Origin of the sequence: Micromonospora orduensis, from assembly GCF_006228125.1 — a bacterium.
Classification (GTDB): Bacteria; Actinomycetota; Actinomycetes; order Mycobacteriales; family Micromonosporaceae; genus Micromonospora; species Micromonospora orduensis.
This window is the reverse complement of record NZ_VDFY01000186.1, coordinates 31861-51043: the sequence shown is the minus strand read 5'-3', so window position 1 is coordinate 51043 and position 19183 is coordinate 31861. Positions and strand designations below refer to the sequence as shown.

General features: G+C 70.4%; 16 protein-coding genes. 6 read left to right on the top strand and 10 right to left on the bottom strand.

What is annotated here, in order from left to right; translation table 11 throughout:
* A partial coding sequence (locus FHG89_RS20940; protein WP_139586105.1) for a glycoside hydrolase family 16 protein occupies positions 1–1231 on the top strand: 1231 nt, incomplete at its 5' end.
* Positions 1232–1400: 169 nt separating this feature from the next.
* Positions 1401–2423, top strand: coding sequence for a DUF4331 family protein (locus FHG89_RS20935; protein ID WP_139586104.1), 1023 nt, complete (start codon positions 1401–1403; stop codon positions 2421–2423).
* Positions 2424–2493: 70 nt separating this feature from the next.
* Here FHG89_RS20935 and FHG89_RS20930 read toward each other — a convergent pair whose 3' ends face one another.
* Entirely contained in the window at positions 2494–2724 is a 231-nt protein-coding gene (locus FHG89_RS20930; RefSeq protein ID WP_139586103.1) for a DUF2188 domain-containing protein, read from the bottom strand.
* Positions 2725–2797: 73 nt separating this feature from the next.
* On the bottom strand, positions 2798–3457 hold the full coding sequence (locus FHG89_RS20925) for a M23 family metallopeptidase (protein WP_139586107.1): 660 nt from the start codon (positions 3455–3457) through the stop codon (positions 2798–2800).
* Positions 3458–3579: 122 nt separating this feature from the next.
* On the opposite strand from FHG89_RS20925, the gene FHG89_RS20920 reads away from it, so the two are divergent.
* From FHG89_RS20920 to FHG89_RS20910, 3 genes are read left to right on the top strand one after another with little or no spacing between them, the layout of a single operon-like run.
* Positions 3580–5982, top strand: coding sequence for a PEP/pyruvate-binding domain-containing protein (locus FHG89_RS20920; protein WP_139586102.1), 2403 nt, complete (start codon positions 3580–3582; stop codon positions 5980–5982).
* 26 nt (positions 5983–6008) lie between these two features.
* Positions 6009–6674, top strand: coding sequence for a hypothetical protein (locus FHG89_RS20915; protein ID WP_167517478.1), 666 nt, complete (start codon positions 6009–6011; stop codon positions 6672–6674).
* A 53-nt stretch (positions 6675–6727) separates the two neighbouring features.
* A complete protein-coding gene (locus FHG89_RS20910) occupies positions 6728–7306 on the top strand; it encodes a TetR/AcrR family transcriptional regulator (RefSeq protein WP_139586100.1) in 579 nt (192 codons plus the stop codon).
* A gap of 92 nt (positions 7307–7398) precedes the next feature.
* On the opposite strand, the gene FHG89_RS34170 is transcribed toward FHG89_RS20910, so the two are convergent.
* The 3 genes from FHG89_RS34170 to FHG89_RS20900 form a co-directional block, all read right to left on the bottom strand.
* Entirely contained in the window at positions 7399–7527 is a 129-nt protein-coding gene (locus FHG89_RS34170) for a hypothetical protein (RefSeq protein WP_280116079.1), read from the bottom strand.
* A gap of 229 nt (positions 7528–7756) precedes the next feature.
* A complete protein-coding gene (locus tag FHG89_RS20905; protein ID WP_139586099.1) occupies positions 7757–8740 on the bottom strand; it encodes a TolB family protein in 984 nt (327 codons plus the stop codon).
* On the bottom strand, positions 8737–10005 hold the full coding sequence (locus tag FHG89_RS20900; RefSeq protein ID WP_139586098.1) for an MFS transporter: 1269 nt from the start codon (positions 10003–10005) through the stop codon (positions 8737–8739). The genes FHG89_RS20905 and FHG89_RS20900 overlap by 4 nt, the downstream gene beginning before the upstream one ends.
* A gap of 216 nt (positions 10006–10221) precedes the next feature.
* Between FHG89_RS20900 and FHG89_RS20895 the strand changes: the two genes are divergently transcribed.
* Complete coding sequence (locus FHG89_RS20895; RefSeq protein WP_139586097.1) at positions 10222–11601, top strand: CBM96 family carbohydrate-binding protein; 1380 nt, start codon at positions 10222–10224, stop codon at positions 11599–11601.
* Positions 11602–11668: 67 nt separating this feature from the next.
* Here the strand turns inward: FHG89_RS20895 and mmsB are convergent, their stop codons facing one another.
* From mmsB to FHG89_RS20870, 5 genes are all read right to left on the bottom strand, one after another.
* Entirely contained in the window at positions 11669–12919 is a 1251-nt protein-coding gene (gene mmsB / locus FHG89_RS20890) for a multiple monosaccharide ABC transporter permease (RefSeq protein WP_139586096.1), read from the bottom strand.
* Positions 12916–14454 carry a multiple monosaccharide ABC transporter ATP-binding protein gene (mmsA, locus tag FHG89_RS20885; protein WP_139586095.1) on the bottom strand — a complete coding sequence of 513 codons (1539 nt, stop codon included), beginning with the start codon at positions 14452–14454 and terminating at the stop codon, positions 12916–12918. The genes mmsB and mmsA overlap by 4 nt, the downstream gene beginning before the upstream one ends.
* A 78-nt stretch (positions 14455–14532) precedes the next feature.
* A complete protein-coding gene (gene chvE, locus FHG89_RS20880) occupies positions 14533–15675 on the bottom strand; it encodes a multiple monosaccharide ABC transporter substrate-binding protein (protein WP_139586094.1) in 1143 nt (380 codons plus the stop codon).
* A gap of 312 nt (positions 15676–15987) precedes the next feature.
* Positions 15988–17634: a glycoside hydrolase family 27 protein gene (locus FHG89_RS20875; RefSeq protein WP_139586093.1), complete on the bottom strand. Its 1647-nt coding sequence runs from the start codon at positions 17632–17634 to the stop codon at positions 15988–15990.
* Between the two features lie 243 nt (positions 17635–17877).
* The gene (locus FHG89_RS20870; RefSeq protein ID WP_208761039.1) at positions 17878–18864 is read right to left on the bottom strand and encodes a LacI family DNA-binding transcriptional regulator; all 987 of its coding nucleotides are present in this window, start codon (positions 18862–18864) and stop codon (positions 17878–17880) included.
* Positions 18865–19183: the final 319 nt, after the last annotated feature.

Below are 19183 nucleotides of genomic sequence, written 5' to 3'. Positions count from 1 at the left end.
TCTCCGACCCCTCCTCCTCGCGGCGGTCGCCCTCGTCACCACCGCCGCCGCCCTCGCCGTCCCCACGCAGTCCGACCGCGCCGAGGCCGCCATCGGCCCGATCACCTGGCAGGACGAGTTCAACGCCGCAGCCGGCGCCCCGGTCGACCAGAACAAGTGGCGCTTCGACATCGGCGGCAGCGGCTGGGGCAACAACGAACGGCAGTACTACACCAACAGCACCAGCAACGCCGTCCACGACGGCCAGGGCAATCTCGTCATCACCGCCCGCCGGGAGAACCCCGGCAACTACCAGTGCCACTACGGGCGCTGCGAGTACACCTCGGCCCGACTACTGACGGCGGCGACCTTCACCCAGACGTACGGCCGCTTCGAGGCTCGCATCAAGATCCCGCGCGGTCAGGGCATCTGGCCGGCGTTCTGGATGCTCGGCACCGGCGGCGGGTGGCCCGACGCGGGCGAGATCGACGTCATGGAGAACATCGGTCGGGAACCCAACACCGTCTACGGCACCGTGCACGGACCCGGCTACTCCGGCGGCGGAGGCATCACCGGCAGCCGCACCATCGGCGCTCCACTCGCCGACGGTTTCCACACCTACCAGGTGGACTGGGAGCCGAACGCGATCACCTGGTACCTGGACGGGGTGCAGTACCACCGGGTCGACCCCGCCCGGCTCGGCGGCAACCGGTGGGTGTTCGACCACCCGTTCTTCATGATCCTCAATGTGGCGGTCGGCGGCAACTGGCCCGGCTACCCGGACGGCTCCACCCAGTTCCCGCAGCAGATGCTCGTCGACTACGTCCGGGTGTCCAGCTACACCTCCGGCGGAGGCGACCCCGCCCCCGGCACCAGCCGGATCCGGGGGGCGCAGAGCGGCCGGTGCATCGACATCCCAAGCGCGAATCCGGTCGAGGGCGCCAAGTTGCAGATCTGGGACTGCAACACCACCGCGGCACAGGCGTGGACCTTCGCCTCCGACGGGACCGTCCGCGCGATGGGCAAGTGCATGGACCCGGCCTGGGCCGGTACCGCCAACGGCACCGAGGTCAACCTCGTCAGCTGCAATGGCAACCCGGCCCAGCGATTCACCCTCAACGGCGCGGGCGACCTGGTCAACCTGAGCGCGAACAAGTGTGTGGACGTACGCGAAGCCAACCCCAACAACGGGGGCAAGCTGCACCTGTGGGACTGCCTCGGCGCGGCCAACCAGAAGTGGTCCCGCATCTGACCACGCTGGCGTCGACGAGTGGGCCGCCCGAGAGGCTTCGGGCGGCCCACCCTCAGGCACGGCGTCCCGGCCCACCGGAGCGGATCCGGATTCCGCCGACGGCGAGGAGCCCTCGTCCACGCCCGCTATGTTCGGATTATCCATATCCGACCGTTCCGGGAGTGAGCCCATGTCCCACCATCTCGACACCCCCCTCGCCGCCCAGGGCGGTCAGCTCTACATCGACGACCTGTACGTCTTCGACGGCGACCGCTCCACGGTGTTCGTCATGGACGTCAACAGCTCGGTGACCAGGGCCGACATCAAGCGAGGCTTCCACGCCGAGGCGCGCTACGAGATCAAGATCCATTTCAACGGCGCGGAGATGGAGGAGCTGGCCTACCGTTTCGCCTTCGGCGAGCCGGACGGCGAGGGCAGGCAGGCCCTCCAGCTGTACGAGCTCACCGGAGCCGACGCCCGCGACGACGCCGCGATGGGCACCCCCATCGCCGAGGGGCGGACCGGCGAGGTCACGACCGGCGACAACGTACGGATCTGGGCCGGACGGATCACCGACCCCTTCTTCGTCGACCTCGACGAACTCGCCACCATCAACGGCGCGGTCAAGGACGGTTCGCGGGTGGACCGCTCAGCGTGGCGGGTCGACCAGGCCAAGAACAGCTTCGCCGGCACGACCGTCGAGTCGATCGTCCTCGAGGTCTCCCAGGACGAGCCGCTGCTGCGCGACGGCACCGAGATCGGCGTGTGGTGTCGTACGCTGCTCGCCACCGACGCCGGCGGATGGCGGCAGATCAACCGCGCCGGGCACCCGATGATGTGGCCGATCTTCTGGCCCCACGACACCGACTTCTCGGATCCCGCCAACTTCCGGCACCCCAGCAGGGACCTGCCCGACGGCGGGGAGGAGATCGCCACCGCCGTCGCGGGGGTCGTGGCGGCGAACGGCACCGCGCCGGACCCGCAGGCGTACGGCTGGAGCGTTGCCCGGCAGCTCTACCCCGACGTGTTGTCGTACAAGGTCGGCACGGCCGCGAACTTCGGCTTCGCGAGTCGCAACGGGCGCACGATGGCCGACAACGCGCCCGAGGTGATGTTCTCCCTGGTGCTCAACACCGGCACCACGTCCGGCCTCACGCCGGACGCCACGAAGGCCGCCCGCGCTGCCACGTTCCCGTACGTCGTGCCGGCCTGACCGGCTCGCGAAGCGCGGCTGACCTCGTCGGCGCGGCCGACGAGGTCAGTCCGAGGGGACCGGGGACCGGTCAGCCCGCGATGTCCCGAGGGTCGCGGCTGCGCGGGTAGGTGTTCTTCTCCCCGATCGTGCCGTCCTGCTTCTTGATCACGTGCTCGACGCCCCGGTCGGCCGCCATCTCCCGGCCCTCGGCCTGCGCGTCGGCCTTCCCGTCGTGCGTGCTGGTGGCCCGCTCGTTGCCCTCCGGCTTGTTCTTCCACTGCCCGTCCTCGTGGTACGTGTCGACGTCACCCTTGGCCATGGCCGGCTCCTCACTGCGTCTGGACTGTCCCCCGGATCAGTGCCCCGAGCCGTGTCGGGCAAAACCGGAGTCCTCAGGAGACGGCGGGGCAGTTGTTGCTCGTCCGCTTGACCGTGTATTCGCGGTCGTCGGTAGTGATGCCCGACGGCGCCCCGTCGAAGTGGGTCTCCACCTTGTCCCAGCCGCGCCGCTGCTCGTAGTGCAGATGCGGGGCCCCGGAGTTGCCGGTGCTGCCGAGCCGCCCGATCTGCTCACCCTGGGCGACCTTCTGGCCGACCTTGACCAACGGCGGTTCGAGCATGTGCAGGTACTGCGTCTCCCACTTGCCGCCGTGGTCGATCTTCACCCAGTAGCCACCGCCGCGACCGCGCGGACCCTGCGGGTTCTCCGGGGTACGCCCGCCCAGCGATCCGTTGATGCCGGCCACGGTGACCGTCCCGGCGTAGGACGCGACCACCGGGCGACCCCAGGCGTCGCCCTCGGTGGGGAACAGGTCGACGTCGTAGTCGTCGTGCCCGGGGTAGGTGCCGAGCTGCCACGTCTCACCGCAGGCGACCGGCATCTGGAAGAGCGGACGAGGGCCCGCCGGTCGCAGCATCGGCACCACGACCACGGCGACGCCGAGGAGGGCCGCCGCCGCGACGAGCGCCAGCAGGACACGCACGGTACGGCTGCGGGGACGGCGGTGGGTGCGGGCTCGGGTGGGGCGGCCGGTCGTCACCGGCCCGAGCATGGCAGACGTCGGCAACGCCCCGCCTCGGGACGCGGTGACCACCACCGCAGTTACATTGCAGTCGCATCGTAAACGAGCTACGTTTGGAAGCAGTTCAGTCGTATTGCAACGAGGGGGCACCCATGCACGTGATCGCGTTGTCCGAGGCGACCACCGAGTTGGTCAACCTGGTCGGCGGCAAGGCGGTCGGGCTGGGCGAGCTGATCCGGCGGGGTGAACGCGTCCCCGAGGGCTTCTGCGTCACCGCCGAGGCACACCGGCTCGGCGTTCTCCCCGAGGCGGAGATCATCGCCGCGTACGAGAGGCTCGGCGCCGGCCCGGTGGCGGTACGCTCCAGCGCCACCGCCGAGGACCTGCCGGACGCCAGCTTCGCCGGACAGCAGGACACCGTCCTGAACGTCACAGGCGGCACCGAGGTCATCGCCGCGATCGGCAAGTGCTGGGATTCGCTGCACACCCACCGCGCGACCGCCTACCGCGACGCCCGCCAGATCGACAATCAGGAGGTGTCGATGGCTGTCGTCGTGCAACGCATGGTCACACCGACGGTGGCGGGGGTGCTGTTCACCGCCAACCCGGTGACCGGCCGCCGCGACGAGATGGCGGTCGACGCCGCACCGGGCCTGGGCACCACCGTCGTGGACGGCGCGACGACAGTGGACCACTACGTCCTCGACGGCGTCGACCGGGACGACACCGGCTGCCTGACGTCCGCGCACCTGGCCGAACTGCGCGTCACAGGCGAACGGCTCCAGGCCCACTTCGGCTGCCCACAGGACGTGGAGTGGGCGATCGACGCGCACGGCGTGCTGTGGTTGCTGCAATCGCGACCGATCACCAGCCTGTTCCCCGCGCCGCCGACCACCGACAAGCCCCTCCCCCGCGTCTACCTGGAGTTCGGGCACGTCCAGGGCATGCTGCAACCGGTCACCCCGATGGGCATGGCGACCCTGCGGGCGCAGATCACCGCGATGCTCGCCGCGCTCGGCGTCCGGGTCGAGATCGTCGACATCGGCGGTCGCCTCTACGGCGACCTGACCGACCTGGCGCGGGACAGGTCGTCCCGCCGGCGACTGGTGAAGCTCCTGGCCGTCGACTTCGGCCCCCGGGCGCAGGCGGTGATGCGGCACGTGCTCGCGGATCCGCGATTCGCCCCGGTCAGCGGCGGCACCGGTCGCGGCGCGGGGCAGGGCGCGGCATCGCTGCGGACGGCCGGGCGCGCGGTGGTGGGGATCGTGCGGGCCCTGGCCCGTCCGGACACGGCGCGGATCCGGATGTTCCGGGCGGTCGAGCAGATGAGGGCACGCTCGGCCGCCCCGGCCGACCTGCGGACCAGCGCCGACCGGCTGCGCTTCGTGCGGGAGCGGGACGCTGACGACGGCTCGGACGCCATCATGTGGCCGATCGTCGCGGGGATGCTCGCCGCCGCGCTGCCGGCCGCACTGCTCAAGGGCATCGCCGGCCCGGACGAGATCCACGCGGTGCTGGGTGGCATGCCGCACAACGTGACAATCGAGATGGACCTGGCGCTGTGGCGGCTCGCCCAGGGCGCGGGTGACCACCGTCAGCTCCTGCTCGACACCCCGCCGGACGAGCTGGCCGCGCGTCACCTGCGCGGAAAGCTGCCCGACATCGGCATGACCGCGTTCCTCGACGAGTACGGCCACCGGGGCGTCGCCGAGGTCGACCTCGGTGTGCCCCGCTGGGCCGAAGACCCCACACCGGTCTTCGCGGCGCTCGCCAACTACCTGCGCGTCACCGATCCGAGGCAGGGCCCCGACAAGCGTTTCCACCGCGCCGCCGCGGCGGCGGAGACGGCGCTGGAGGAGCTGGTCGCCCGCGCCCGCCGTCGGCGCCCGGTACGGGGCCGCGTCGCCGGATTCCTGCTGCGCCGCGCCCGGTCGTTGGCCGGCCTGCGCGAGGCAGGCAAGTTCGCCGGGTTGTACCCGCTGCGCGAGACACGCCGACAACTGCTGCTCATCGGGGCCGACCTGCGCGGCACCGGGTTGCTGGACCAGAGCGGCGACATCATGTTCCTGACGCTCGACGAGGTGCACTCCGTCGTACACCAGGGTGTTGATCTGCGCGGCGTGGTCGCCGCACGGCGGGCCGTGCACCGTCGGGAGCTGCGTCGCCGGTCGGTGCCGGTGGCGCTGCTGTCCGACGGCACCGACGTCGAGACGGTCCTGCCGGCGACGGCCGCCGGCGAGGGGACGCTCGTCGGCGTGGGCGCGTCCGCGGGTCGGGTGACCGGACCGGCCCGGGTCGTGCACGACCCGGCCACCGCCCACCTCGAACCCGGCGACGTCCTGGTCGCCGCGACCACGGACCCCGGCTGGACCCCGCTCTTCCTCACCGCCGCCGCGCTGGTCACCGACACCGGCGCGATCATGGCCCACGGCCCCACCGTGGCCCGGGAGTACGGAATCCCCGCCGTCATCTGCGTGCCGGACGCCACCCGGAGGATCACCACCGGGCAGCTCGTCACGGTCGACGGCGGCGCCGGAACCGTCACCCTCGGATGACCGCCACCCCTACCGCGAGGACGACGATGACCGAGCCGGGAACACCCACCGGGACGACCTTGGGCCAGCTGCTGCGCCAGGCGGCGACGGCCGAGGCAGCGATGTGGCGCAGCCTCTACCTGTGGACGCGACGCCGCCCGCTGCCACTGGAACCCGGCGACGAGCCGTTCGGCTACCTCGGCGTGGTCAAGCCCATCCTCGGGATCTTCATCGTCCTGTCGGCGGTCGAGATTCCGATCTTCGACCTCATCGTCACCCACGTCGTGCCGTGGCGGCCCGCCCGCTGGATCGTGCTGGGTCTCGGCGTCTGGGGTCTGCTCTGGATGGTCGGCCTCTTCGCCAGCATGACGATCCATCCGCACGTCGTCGGCGACACCGGCCTGCGGGTCCGGCTCAATTCGGGCATCGACATCTGGATCCCGTGGACGGAGATCGAGGCGCTGCGCAAGCGCTACCGCTCGCTGCCCTCCAGCAGGTCCGTCCAGGTCGAGCAGGAGGGAGACCGACAGGTCCTGCACCTCGCTGTCGGCAGCCAGACGAGCATCGACGTGCTGCTGCGCCAACCGCTGACCTTCGACCTGCCGAAGGGCCGGTCCGCGCCGGTGAACGAGCTCCGGCTGTACGCCGACGACCCCGACGGCCTCCTGCGCAGCGCGCGGGGCACGCCGGCGGGCGACACCGCCCGCCGGTAGCCGCCGCCCACGGGCGGGGTGTCCGGGCCACCCACTGTGAAACGATCGAGGTCATGCCCAAGAAGGTCGATCACCAGGAGCGACGCACCCTCATCGCGGACGCGCTGATGCGGGTCGCCGCGGATCAGGGCCTGGAGGCGGTGAGCCTGCGCCACGTGGCCACCGCGGCCGGTGTGTCCGCCGGGATGGTCCAGCACTACTTCCGGACCAAGGACGAGATGATGGCGTTCGCGTTGAGCGTGGTCCGCGAGCGCGGCCAGGTCCGGGTCACCGAGGCGGTGGAGCGGCTGGGCGAGAACCCCTCACCCCGGCTCCTGCTCCGGACGATGATCGCCGCGCTGCTGCCGCTCGACGACCGGACCCGCGACGACGGCCGGGTGGCGTTGGCGTTCCTCGCCTACACGGCGGTACGACCGTCGGCCGCGCCCGGTCTGCGCGCGGACACCGCGCAGCTGACCAGCTTCATCGCCAGCGTCCTGCCCACGAAGGACACCGCCGCGGCGGCCGGCCTGCTGGCGCTGATGGAGGGGCTGGGCGTCTACCTGCTGGGTGGGCAGTACACCCCCGAGCAGGCGCTGGACGCCCTGGACGCCCAGCTCGACCTGCTCTTCGGCGTACCGCCGACCGCCTGAGCGGCGGCCGGGTGCCGGCCCGGGGCCATCTCGATGTCGACGCTGATTGTTGTGTAGCAACCATCGAAGTCAACGTGCTCATCGAAGGTTTCCTACATCCGCGGCCCGCGTCGGCGCAGCTCGTCGGCCGGGACGAGCCAGGTGGAGCTCGTCGCGCCGAGGCCGAGGAGCACCTGGTCGAAGGCGTTCCCGTCGTTGTCGTCGGTGTAGCAGAGGCTCACCTCGCCCCACGGGGACGCGGCGACGGCGAGGTGCTCGAGACCTGGACCTCGCCGTGCCGGGCGGCGCCAGCGGCGGTGAACGATTGGCCTGTCCCGAGCCGAGGACCGCGCCGGTGGGCGACACCACCCGGTACTGGATGTTGTAGACGCCGTTGCCGTCGCCGTCGGCGTCCCAGACCACCACGGCGTTGCCCCGTGTCCGCACCAAGGCGGTCAGGTGTCCTGACCGTCAGGTGAGCGGCGACGGCGACTCCGCGCCGGGGATCAGAAGCGTCGGTGTGCCGGACCCGTCCGCCGGGACACTCCACACGTCCGGCCGGCCGTCACTCCCGCGCAGCGTGTAGGCCAGCGTCGCGCCGTCGAGCCAGGCCGCCTGGTCGTCGACGCTCGTCGTCTCGGCCGTCGCGGTGACCCGCATGCTCGCCAGGTCGAGGACCGACAGCCGCCAGCCCTTCGCCGGGTCGCCGTCTATCGCCTCCTTGAAAGCCAGCCGCGTGCCGTCGGGTGACAGCGAGGGGCACTCGACGTTCTCCTTCACGGTCTCCACGGTCCGGGCGGCGAGGTCGCCCCGCACGAGGTAGCGCCGCCCCTGGGTCGACAGGGTCGCGTAGAAGCGGTTGTCGTCGGCGGTGAAGGTGACGCCCCAGTAGTTGACGTCCGCGTTGCGGTAGCCCCTGCCGTCCCGCGTGATCGCGAACTCCTCCAGCGAGGGCACTGTCGTACCCGTCACGGTGTCGAGGATGCCGGTGCGGGTGGAGAAGCCGCTCGCGGTGTAGGAGTCACCGCCGACGAACGTCGTCCAGGAGACCATCCGCCCGGACGCCGACACCCGGGCCCGGTTCGGCAGGCCCGGCACGCTCACGGCGCGCGTCTGACGCAGCGCGGAGTCGAGCACGACGACCTGGTACGACCAGGCGGTCTCCGGCCGCAGGCAGACACCGGTGCCGGCAGCGGCGTACACCCGCAGGCACTCCAGACCGGACACGGTGCGCGGGCCGGCCGGGTCGGCCGCGGCGACCGAGGAGACGTACCGGTCGGTGATGGCGAGCAGGCGCGGGCCGGGCGTGAGGGTGACGGCCCGTTCGTCGGTGGCGGGTGGCGGGGTCCGGGCCGGTTCCGCCGCAGTGGCGGCGTAGCCGGCCGCCACGGCGCCCAGCAGCACGGCCGAGGCGGCCACCACGGCGATCTTCGCGCGGGTCGACATCGTGGTCATCGGAACACCCTCCGGGGGACGGAACGAGACGGCGAGGCCAGCAGGAGCAGCGTGCCGACGAGAACGACGCCGACCGCGAGGGCCGCGGCCCGGGCCGCGTTCTGCGGCCCCCACGCCTGCCAGGCGAGGCCGAACAGGATCGAGGAGACGAGGTACGCCAGTGCCTGCCCGGTCTGCACGAGGGCGATCCCCGTGGTCCGCAGTCGCGCCGGCAGCACCGGGCCGGCGAGCGCGATGAGCACCCCGTCGGTGGCCGCGTAGAAAGCGCCGTACAGCGCCAGCGTCAACGTGAGCATCGGCCAGCCGTGCGCCGGCCCGGACAGCAGCAGGTACGTCACACCGAGGGCCGCGTATCCGCCCACCACCACCGGCAGCCGGCCGATCCGGTCGGCCAGCACCCCGAGGGGCGCGGCGAGCAGCAGGTACGCCAGGCTGGTGCCGACCGCGAGCAGCGGGAACCAGCGCAGGCCGAGGTCTTCGCGCCGTTGCAGCAGCAGGTAGACGAAGCCGTCGCCGATGGTGGACAGACCGAGCAGCGCCGCCGCCAGGACGAGCCGGCGCGCCGGCCGGCTGCGCAGCAGTCCGAACGCCTCGCGGACGGAGACCCTGGGGTCGTCCGGCCCGTCGGTCGGCCGTTCCCGGACGAACAGCACGAGCACGACGACGGCCAGGGCGGCGACGCAGAAGCTGGTGACGAAGACCGCGTCGTACGACTGCCCGACGGCCAGCAGGACCGCGAACGCGGCGAGCGGGCCGAGGAACGCGCCGATGCTGTCCATGGCCCGGTGCACCCCGAACGCGCGCCCGAGCGCCTCGGGCGGGGTGGACAGTGTGATCAGCGTGTCGCGGGGCGCGCTGCGGATCCCCTTGCCGAGCCGGTCGACGGCGATCACGGCGCCGATCGCCGGTACCGACCGGCCGGCGAGCAGCAGGCCGAGCTTGGCGACCGCCGAGAGGGCGTAGCCGGTTCCGGCGATCAGCTTGCGCCGCCGGAACCGGTCGGCCACGAATCCACCGACGACCCGCAGCAGTGCCGTGGTACCGGTGTGGACGCCGTCGAGCACGCCGAACGCCACCGGGCTCAGGTGCAGTCCCAGCACCAGGTAGAGCGGCAGGACGGCGGCGACCATCTCGGCGGAGACGTCGGTGATCAGGCTTACCGTGCCCAACGCGACGACGTTGCCGCTGACCATGGCGAACCGTCGGCGTCGTGGCCCGGGCGGGTCGGTGACCGGTCGGGAGACGGTCGACAGGTACACGAGCATCTCCTCGGATCGACGGCTGACGGTCAGCCATCGTGCGGAACCGGTCCGACCGGACACAAGGGAGCGCGTGTGACGGCCGGGCGTGAGGTGGGTGAACGCTCCCCGAACACCGAGGTGTTCGCCTGGCGGGACGCACTGTTCACCCGCGCGTGGCCCGCCGGCCCATCGACCTTCCTACATTCCTTGCGCTTCACACCCGTAGCGAAGGAGTCCTGGATGGACATTCGATTTCCCCGCCCGTCGGTGACCCTGGGGATGGTCGCGGTGCTGCTCGCCTCGACGGCCGCCGTCGTCGTGACCGGAGCGGGCGCGGCCTCGGCGGCGAGCGTGACGTTCGCGCCGGTCGCCGACACCTATGTCCAGAGCGACACGGCGTCCACCAACTACGGCACCTCCCCACAGATCGTGGTGGACAACTCGCCGGTGCGGCGCTCGTTCCTGCGCTTCACCGTCAGCGGCGTCAGCGGCACGGTGACCAGCGCCAAGCTGCGACTGCGCACGATCAGCGGCAACGACGGCAGCGACGCCGGCGGCACGTTCCGGCGGATGTCCAACACGACCTGGTCGGAGACCGGCACCACCTGGAGCAACCAGCCGACCATCGACGGCGCCACGTTCGGCTCGATCGGCGCGGTCGGCAGCGCCAGCTGGTACGAGGTCGACGTCACCGCCGCGGTCACCGGCAACGGCACGTACAGCTTCGGCGCGACCTCGACCAGCGGCGACGGCGCCTACTACGGCACGCGGGAGAGCGGAGCGGACGCGCCGCAACTGGTGGTCACCACCGGGACCACGACGCCGCCGACGTCCGGTGACCCGGTGTTCGTGGGCGCCGGCGACATCGCCAACTCCGGCTCCGGCGACACCGCCACCGCCGCGCTGCTGGACAGCATCCCCGGCACCGTCTTCACCACCGGGGACAACGTGTACGACAACGGCACCGCGGCGCAGTTCACCAGCTACTACGAGCCCACCTGGGGTCGGCACAAGGCACGCACCCGCCCGTCGCCGGGCAACCACGACTACAACACCTCGGGCGCCACCGGCTACTACAACTACTTCGGTACGGCCGCCGGCCCGAGCGGTCGCGGCTACTACTCCTTCGACCTCGGCAACTGGCACATCGTGTCGTTGAACTCCAACATCAGCATGTCCGCCGGGTCGACGCAGGAGCAGTGGCTGCGCGCGGACCTGGCCGCCAGCGGCAAGCCGTGCACGCTCGCGTACTGGCACCACCCGCTGTTCACGTCCAGCTCCGACCACGCGCCGTCGACGTCGACGCGTCCGCTGTACCAGGCGCTCTACGACTACAACGCCGACGTCGTGGTGTGGGGCCACAACCACGTGTACGAGCGGTTCGCGCCGATGAACCCGGCCGGTGGCGCCGACGCCACCCGGGGCATGCGCAGCTTCGTGGCCGGGATGGGCGGCGCGAGCCACTACGGCTTCGGCACCATCCAGCCCAACAGCGAGGCACGCAACAGCTCGGCGTACGGGGTCCTGAAGTTCACCCTGCACGCCGGCAGCTACGACTGGCAGTTCGTGCCGGTCGCCGGCCAGACCTACAACGACAGCGGCACGGCCACCTGCCACTGACCGCCTGATACGACGCGTGCCCCCTGCCCGATCGACGGGCAGGGGGCACGGACGTGCGGTGGTGGCGTCAGCGGGCCGAGCCGGCGCGGCGCTTGTTGTAGACGTCGAAGGCGACGGCGACGAGCAGCACGAGCCCCTTGACCACCGACTGGGTCGACTGGTCGACGCCCATCAGCTGCATGCCGTTGCTCATCACCGCCATGATCAGACCACCGACCATCGCGCCGACCACGGTGCCCACGCCGCCGGTGACCGCCGCGCCGCCGATGAAGGCCGCCGCGATCGCGTCCAGCTCGAACATGTTGCCGGCGGCCGGCTGGGCGCCGTTGGACCGCGACGAGTAGATGACCCCGGCCACCGCCGCCAGGAAGCCCATGTTGACGAACATCCAGAAGTTGACGGTGCGTACCTTCACGCCGGACAGCGCCGCCGCGGAGAGGTTGCCGCCGATCGCGTACACCTGACGGCCGAAGACGGTACGCCGGGTGAGCAGGCCGTAGACCAGGACCAGCACCGCCAGGATGATCAGCACGATCGGCAGACCACGGGCGTGCGCCAACTGCCAGGCGAAGTACATGATGACCGCGCCGACCGCGACGACCCGGGCGACGAACAGCGGGAACGACTCGACGGGCTGCTGGTAGCGGATGCGGGCGACCCGGGTGCGGAACCCGCTCACCGCGTAGCCGGCCACCGCGACGGCGCCGATCAGCAGCGTGAACGCGTCGAAGCCGTTCCCGCCGAGCAGTCCGTTGAGGAAACCCGCCGCGACGCGCTGGTACTCGGCCGGGAACGGCGACAGCGAGATGTTGTCCAGCACCCGCAGGGTGAGGCCCCGGAACAGCAGCATCCCGGCGAGGGTCACGATGAACGCCGGGATGCCGGCGTACGCCACCCAGAACCCGTGCCACGCGCCGACCGCCACGCCGACGGCCAGGGCGGCCAGCACACCGATCCACCACGGGTGGCCCTGCTGGATCACCAGGACGGCGGAGACCGCGCCGGTCAGCGCGACGACCGACCCCACCGACAGGTCGATGTGCCCGCCGATGATCAGGATGACCATCCCGATCGCGAGGACCAGGATGTACGAGTACTGAAGGACGATGTTGGTGATGTTCCCGGGGCTCAACGACACCCCGTCGGTCAGGATCGCGAAGAGCGCCACGATGACGACCAGGGCGACGTAGATCCCGCTCTGCCGCAGGTTGTTCAACACCAACGCCCGCAGGTCGCTCGTCCCCGTGTGCAGGCTGGCGGCGGGTGTGCTGTCCGAGGGCGTCGGGCGCTCCGTCGAGGGGGTCTTGATGCTTGTCATCCGACGAGCTCCTTGTCCTTGGTCATCAGCTCCATGAGGCTCTCCTGGGTCGCCTCGCCCACCGGCACCTCACCGGTGATCCGGCCGCCGGCGAGGGTGTAGATCCGGTCGCACATCCCGAGCAGCTCCGGCAGCTCCGAGGAGATGACGATCACCGCCTTCCCGGCGGCCACCAGCCGATTGATGATCGTGTAGATCTCGTACTTGGCGCCGACGTCGATCCCACGGGTGGGTTCGTCCAGGATCAGCACGTCCGGGTCGGTGAACAGCCACTTCGACAGCACGACCTTCTGCTGGTTGCCGCCGGAGAGCTTGCCGACCACCGCCATGACGCTTGTGGTCCTGATGTTCATCTCCCGCCGGCTCGTCTCGGCGACCTTGATCTCCTCGTTGCCGTTCACCCAGCCCAGCCGGGCCAGCCGGTCCAGCGCGGCGGCCGAGACGTTGCGGCGGACGTCTTCGATCAGGTTGAGGCCGTACCGCTTGCGGTCCTCGGTGACGTACGCGATGCCGTTGTCGATCGCCTCGGCGACGGTACGGGCCTGCACCTCGCGCCCGCGCACGAAGAGCCGGCCGCTGATGTCCCGCCCGTACGACCTGCCGAACACGCTCATCGCCAGCTCGGTGCGGCCGGCCCCCATGAGACCGGCGATGCCGACGACCTCGCCGGCGCGCACGGACAGGCCGACACCCTCGACGACCTTCCGGTCCTGGACGGGGTGACGCACCGTCCAGTCCTCGATGCGCAGGACCTCCTCGCCGGGGGACGACTCCCGGTCCGGGTAGAAGCTGTCCAGGTCCCGTCCGACCATGCCGCGGATGATCCGCTGCTGGGTCACCTCGCCGGCTTTCATGTCGAGGGTCTCCACCATGCGACCGTCCCGGATGACAGTGGTCGAGTCGGCGATGGCGGTGATCTCGTTGAGCTTGTGCGAGATCATGATGCAGGTGATGCCCCTGTCGCGCAGCTGCCGCAGCAGGTCGAGCAGGTGAGCGGAGTCGACGTCGTTGAGGGCGGCGGTGGGCTCGTCGAGGATGAGTAGGCGCACCTTCTTCGACAGCGCCTTGGCGATCTCCACCAGTTGCTGCTTGCCCACACCGAGCTGGATGACCGGGGTCACCGGGTTCTCGTGCAGCCCGACTGACGCCAGCAGCTGCGCCGCCTCGGCGTTGGCCCGGTTCCAGTCGATGAGCCCACCGCGACCGCGCCGCTCGTTGCCGAGGAAGATGTTCTCCGCGATCGACAGGTACGGCACCAGGGCCAGCTCCTGGTGGATGATGACGATGCCGTCGGCTTCGCTGTCGCGGATGCCGCGGAACTGCACCGGCTTGCCGTCGAACAGGATCTCGCCGTCGTAGGAGCCGGTCGGGTGTACGCCGGAGAGCACCTTCATCAGGGTGGACTTGCCGGCGCCGTTCTCACCGCAGATGGCGTGGATCTCTCCCCGGCGTACCGAGAGGGAGACGTCCTCCAGCGCGGTCACCCCGGGGAAGGTCTTCGTGATGCGGCGCATCTCGAGGATGGTGTCGTCCATGGTCACTGTCCTCTGTCAGGTCGGACGCGGTACGCCACGGCGTCGGGCCCGACGGTGACCGCCGGGCCCGACGACGGCTTACTTCTTGGCCTGACCGGCGGCGACCTCTTCCGCCGTCCAGTAGCCGGAGTCGATCAGCGTAGCCTTGATGTCGTCCTTGTAGACGGTCGCGATCGGCAGCAGGTACGCCGGAACGACCTTGACGCCGTTGTTGTACGTCTTCGTGTCGTTGGCCTGCGGCTGCTTCTTCTGCAGGAACGCCTCGGCGGCGTTCACGGCCTGCTCGGCGAGCAGACGGGTGTCCTTGAAGACCGTGGAGTTCTGCACGCCGTCGTTGATCAGCTTGATCGAGGCGATCTCCGCGTCCTGGCCGGTGACCACCGGGATCTTCTTGCTGGCGCTGCCGTAGCCGGCGTTCTGCAGGGCGGTGATGATGCCGCGGGAGATGCCGTCGTACGGCGACAGCACGCCGTCGACCTTGGTGCCGTCGTTGTAGCTGGAGGTGAGCAGGTCTTCCATCCGCTTCTGCGCGGTCTCCTGCTGCCACCGCAGGATGGCGACCTGCTCGATCTTGGTCTGGCCCGACTTGACGCGCAGCGTGCCGGCGTCGACGAACGGCTTCAGCGTGTCCATCGCGCCGCCGAAGAAGTACTGCGTGTTGTTGTCGTCGAGCGAACCGGCGAACAGTTCGATGTTGAACGGGCCCTTGGCCGTACCCTTCGAGCCGTCCTTGTTCTGCAGACCGAGACCGACGAGCAGGGAGGTGGCCTGGGCGACGCCGACCTTGTAGTTGTCGAAGCTGACGTAGAAGTCGACGTTCTTGCTGCCGCGGATCAGCCGGTCGTAGGAGATGACCGGGATCTTCGCGTCGGCGGCGGCCTGCAACTGGCTGTTGAGAGCGGTGCCGTCGATCGCGGCGATGACCAGGACGTCAGCGCCCTGAGTGATCATCTGGTCGACCTGCTGCGACTGGGTGGGGATGTCGTCCCCGGCGTACTGGAGTTCGACCTTGTAGCCCTTGGCCTCCAGCTTCTGCTTCACGGCATTGCCGTCGGCGATCCACCGCTCGGAGGTCTGGGTCGGCATCGAGACGCCGATGGTCAGGTCGGCGGGCTTGTCCCCGCTCTTGTCGCCACCACTGCCGGCGCCCTCACCACTGCATGCCGCAAGGCTTAGCGCCAGCACCGCGCTGCCGAGAGCAACCAGGAATCTCCTGCCCACGGGCCTCTCCTCTCTGGACTCCCCCGTCGAGTGCCGGGGCCAACTGTCACCTTTCGGGTAGTGTTAGCGCTCACATAGGGCACGTCAACACTTGATCCGAAATACCGGTGTCACGGTCTCGTAACGGAGGCGTCCGCGCAAGAGCGACCTCGGCATCGACCGGCTCGAAGCGCGGTCACCGAGGCGCACCGCATCTGGTGCGGGGCCCACACAGACCGGTGCCCGCGGACGACGTCGTCGTCCGCGGGCACCCCGCACCGCCGGTGGATCAGGTGGGCCGCGGCGGCCCGGTTGGCCGGCGGATCCGACCGGCTACCGCCGCGTCCACCGTTGGTTCGCCGCCGCGGTGCAGGTCCAGAGGATCACCGTGGTGCCGTTGGCCGTGCCGTTGTTGTTGACGTCCAGGCAGAGCCCGGACTGCGCGCCGCTGATCGTGCCGTTGGTGTTGATGGTCCACCGCTGGTTGGCCCCGCCGTTGCAGTCCCAGATCTGCACCTTGGCGCCGGCCGTGGCGTTGAGCGGCGCGTCCAGGCACTTGCCGAGGGACTGCAGGGTCTGACCGTTGCTGGTCCAGCTCTGGTTGGCGGCGCCGTTGCAGTCCCAGATCACCGGCTGGGTGCCGTTTGTCGTGCTGCTGTTCGGGACGTCCAGGCAGCGACCGGAGGCGGCGCTGGCGAGGGCGCTGGACGTGGTCGGCGGCGGGGTCGTGGTGCCGCCACCGCTGACCCGGTACACCACAGTGCCGTGCGCGGGGACGCTGGCGCTGATGGTCCCGCCGCTGGAGCTGGTGCCGCCGGTCCACGCGTCGACAAGCGTGAACGACGTCCCGGACTTGCCGACGGCCGCGGCCGTGGTCGAGATCGTCGTCGTCGAGGCGCCCTGGTTGAACAGGGCCACGGCGACGTCACCGTTGGCGAGCCGCTTGGCCAGCACCCGACGCGTGCCGTCGAACGACACCTGCGTCCCCTGCAACCCGAGCGAGTCCTGGTTGATCGCGATCAGGTTGGCGTTCTTGAGGATGGCCTGCGTCGCGGAGTCCATGTTCCGCACGTCGTTGCCCGCGATCAGTGGCGACGCCATGATCGCCCACATCGCGAAGTGGCTGCGCATCTCCGTGTCGTTCATGCCGCCGCGACCGATCTCCATCATGTCCGGGTCGTTGAACCCACCCGGGCGCGCGTACGACGCCAGCGGAACGGTCACGTCGATGATGTTCTGGATGCCCATCGGGTAGCCGTTGGCCTGGCCGGTGTTCCACGCGTTGGTGATGTCCTCGGTGGTCCGCCACATGTTGGCCACGTCGCCCCAGTTGCGCTGCGGGCCGGTCTTGGCGTGGATGCTGTTGGAGTTGATGCTGTAGACGATCGGTCGGCCGGTGGCGGCCAGCGCGTCGCGCATCTTGGCGAAGGTGGTCACCTGGTCGTTGATGCTGCCCTCCGGCGAGCACCAGTCGTACTTGAGGAAGTCCACGCCCCAGGCGGCGAACTGGCGGGCGTCCTGCGCCTCGTGGCCGCGGCTGCCGGTGGCGCCGGGGTAGGAGTTGAAGTACTGCGCGCAGGTCTTGTCAACCGGCACCTGGTAGAGGCCGAACTTCAGACCCCGGGCGTGCAGGTAGTCGCCGAGCGCCTTCATCCCGCTGGGGAACCGGCCCGGGTCGCCCTGGAGGTTTCCTGCGGAATCCCGGTTCGGGTTGAACCAGCAGTCGTCGACAACGACGTACTGGTAGCCCAGATCCCGCATTCCGCTGTTGACGATCGCGTCCGCGGACTGGCGGATCAGCGCCTCGTTGATATTGCAGCCGAACGAGTTCCAGGAGTTCCAACCCATGGGAGGTGTGCGGGCCACCCCGTTGTCCAACGCCTGCGCCGCCGGGGCGCGCAGGCCGACGAGGGCGCCGGCCAGCAGTAGTCCCGCCGCCAGTACGCTTCCCCACCGACGACCTCGGGTGATGCGGTTCATCGAGCCTCCTTGCCGGTGGCGCCCGCCCCGCGACCGGGATCGCTGACCCGTGGACTGATAGCCGGACACCAATGTTGTTAACGCTAACAGTGACGGCCATCATGTTACGGCGGGATTTCAGGTCGTTCAATACCTGCGCCGCACCGAATCGTCATACGTCGATCGACTTGGCTGACCCCTCATCGACGGACGCCATAGCGCCACGACGGCCGACCCGAATGCGGGCACACCGCCCGGGTGCGGTCAGTTGGGTGGTGGGGCGACGCTGTCGCGGGCAACCAGAGTCGGTGCGACCGTCTGCCGCAACGCCCCGCCGGTGCCCGACTCGATCTGCGTCAGCAGCAGCTGCAGACTCGCCCGCGCCACCGCGTCGAAGTCCGGTCGGACGGTGGTCAGCGGCGGAATGAAGTACGCGGCCTCCGGCACGTCGTCGAAGCCGACGACACTGATGTCGGCCGGCACCCGCCGACCGAACTCGTGCAGAGCCCGCAGCACCCCCAGCGCGAGATGGTCGTTGGCGGTGAAGACCGCGGTGACCTCCGGCATCCGCGCGAGCATCTGCCCACAGCGGTAACCCGACGCCGCCGACCAGTCCCCGTGCATCAGCGGCGGTGGGTCGATCCCGGCGGCCACCAGCGCCTCGCGCCAGCCGTCGATCCGGCCGACGCTGTCGAACCAGTCCGACGGCCCGGAGACGTGCCAGACGGTGCGGTGCCCCGCGTCGAGCAGATGCTGCGTCGCCGCCCGGGCGCCCGCCACCTGGTCGACGGTCACCAGCGGCACCGGCCGGCTCGGATCGCCGTCGACCGTGACCAACGGGACGTCCTTGGGCAGGCGTTCCAGCGCCTCGCCGGCCGACTCGACAGGCGCGATGACCACGATGCCGGCGACCCGGTGCGACAGGTGCCGCTCGACGGCCGCCGAGATGGACCGGTGGTCCAGATCCCGCACGCTGCCCACGCTTACCGCGAAACCCTCCGCCGCGGCCGTCTGCTCCAACGCGGCCAGCAGTGACGCCGGACCGTAGAGCGTCGTGTTCTGGGCGACCACACCGATGACCTGCGACCGGCCGGTCACCAGCGCGCGTGCCGCGCCGTTCGGGCGGTAGCCGAGCTCGGCGATCGCCGCGCGCACCCGCAGCCGGGTCTGCTCACGGACGTTGGGGTGCCCGTTGAGCACCCGCGACACCGTCTGATGGGAGACACCGGCGAGACGAGCAACGTCCGTCATCGCGGGACCGTGGACGGCCATTTAACTCCCCCCGCTACATCTCCGGGCCGCAGCCCGTCGACGTCGACTGGAGCGGCCCGGCCCGATCCCCTCGCTCAGCCACCACGCCGGTGCTGAATCCCAGGTGACCAGCGCTGGATCGCCGACAGTCTACGCCAGCGGAGGCCTCCGACACGGCTCGGCCATGCGACGCGGACGGAAGTACGAGCTGGCCGTGCGCCGGACTTCCCCTTCGCGCACACGGCGTCCGGCGTCGCGCCCCGAACGGGAAAGGTGCGCCGGCCCGCTCCACGCCCCGGGAAAGGGCGTGGAGCAGGCC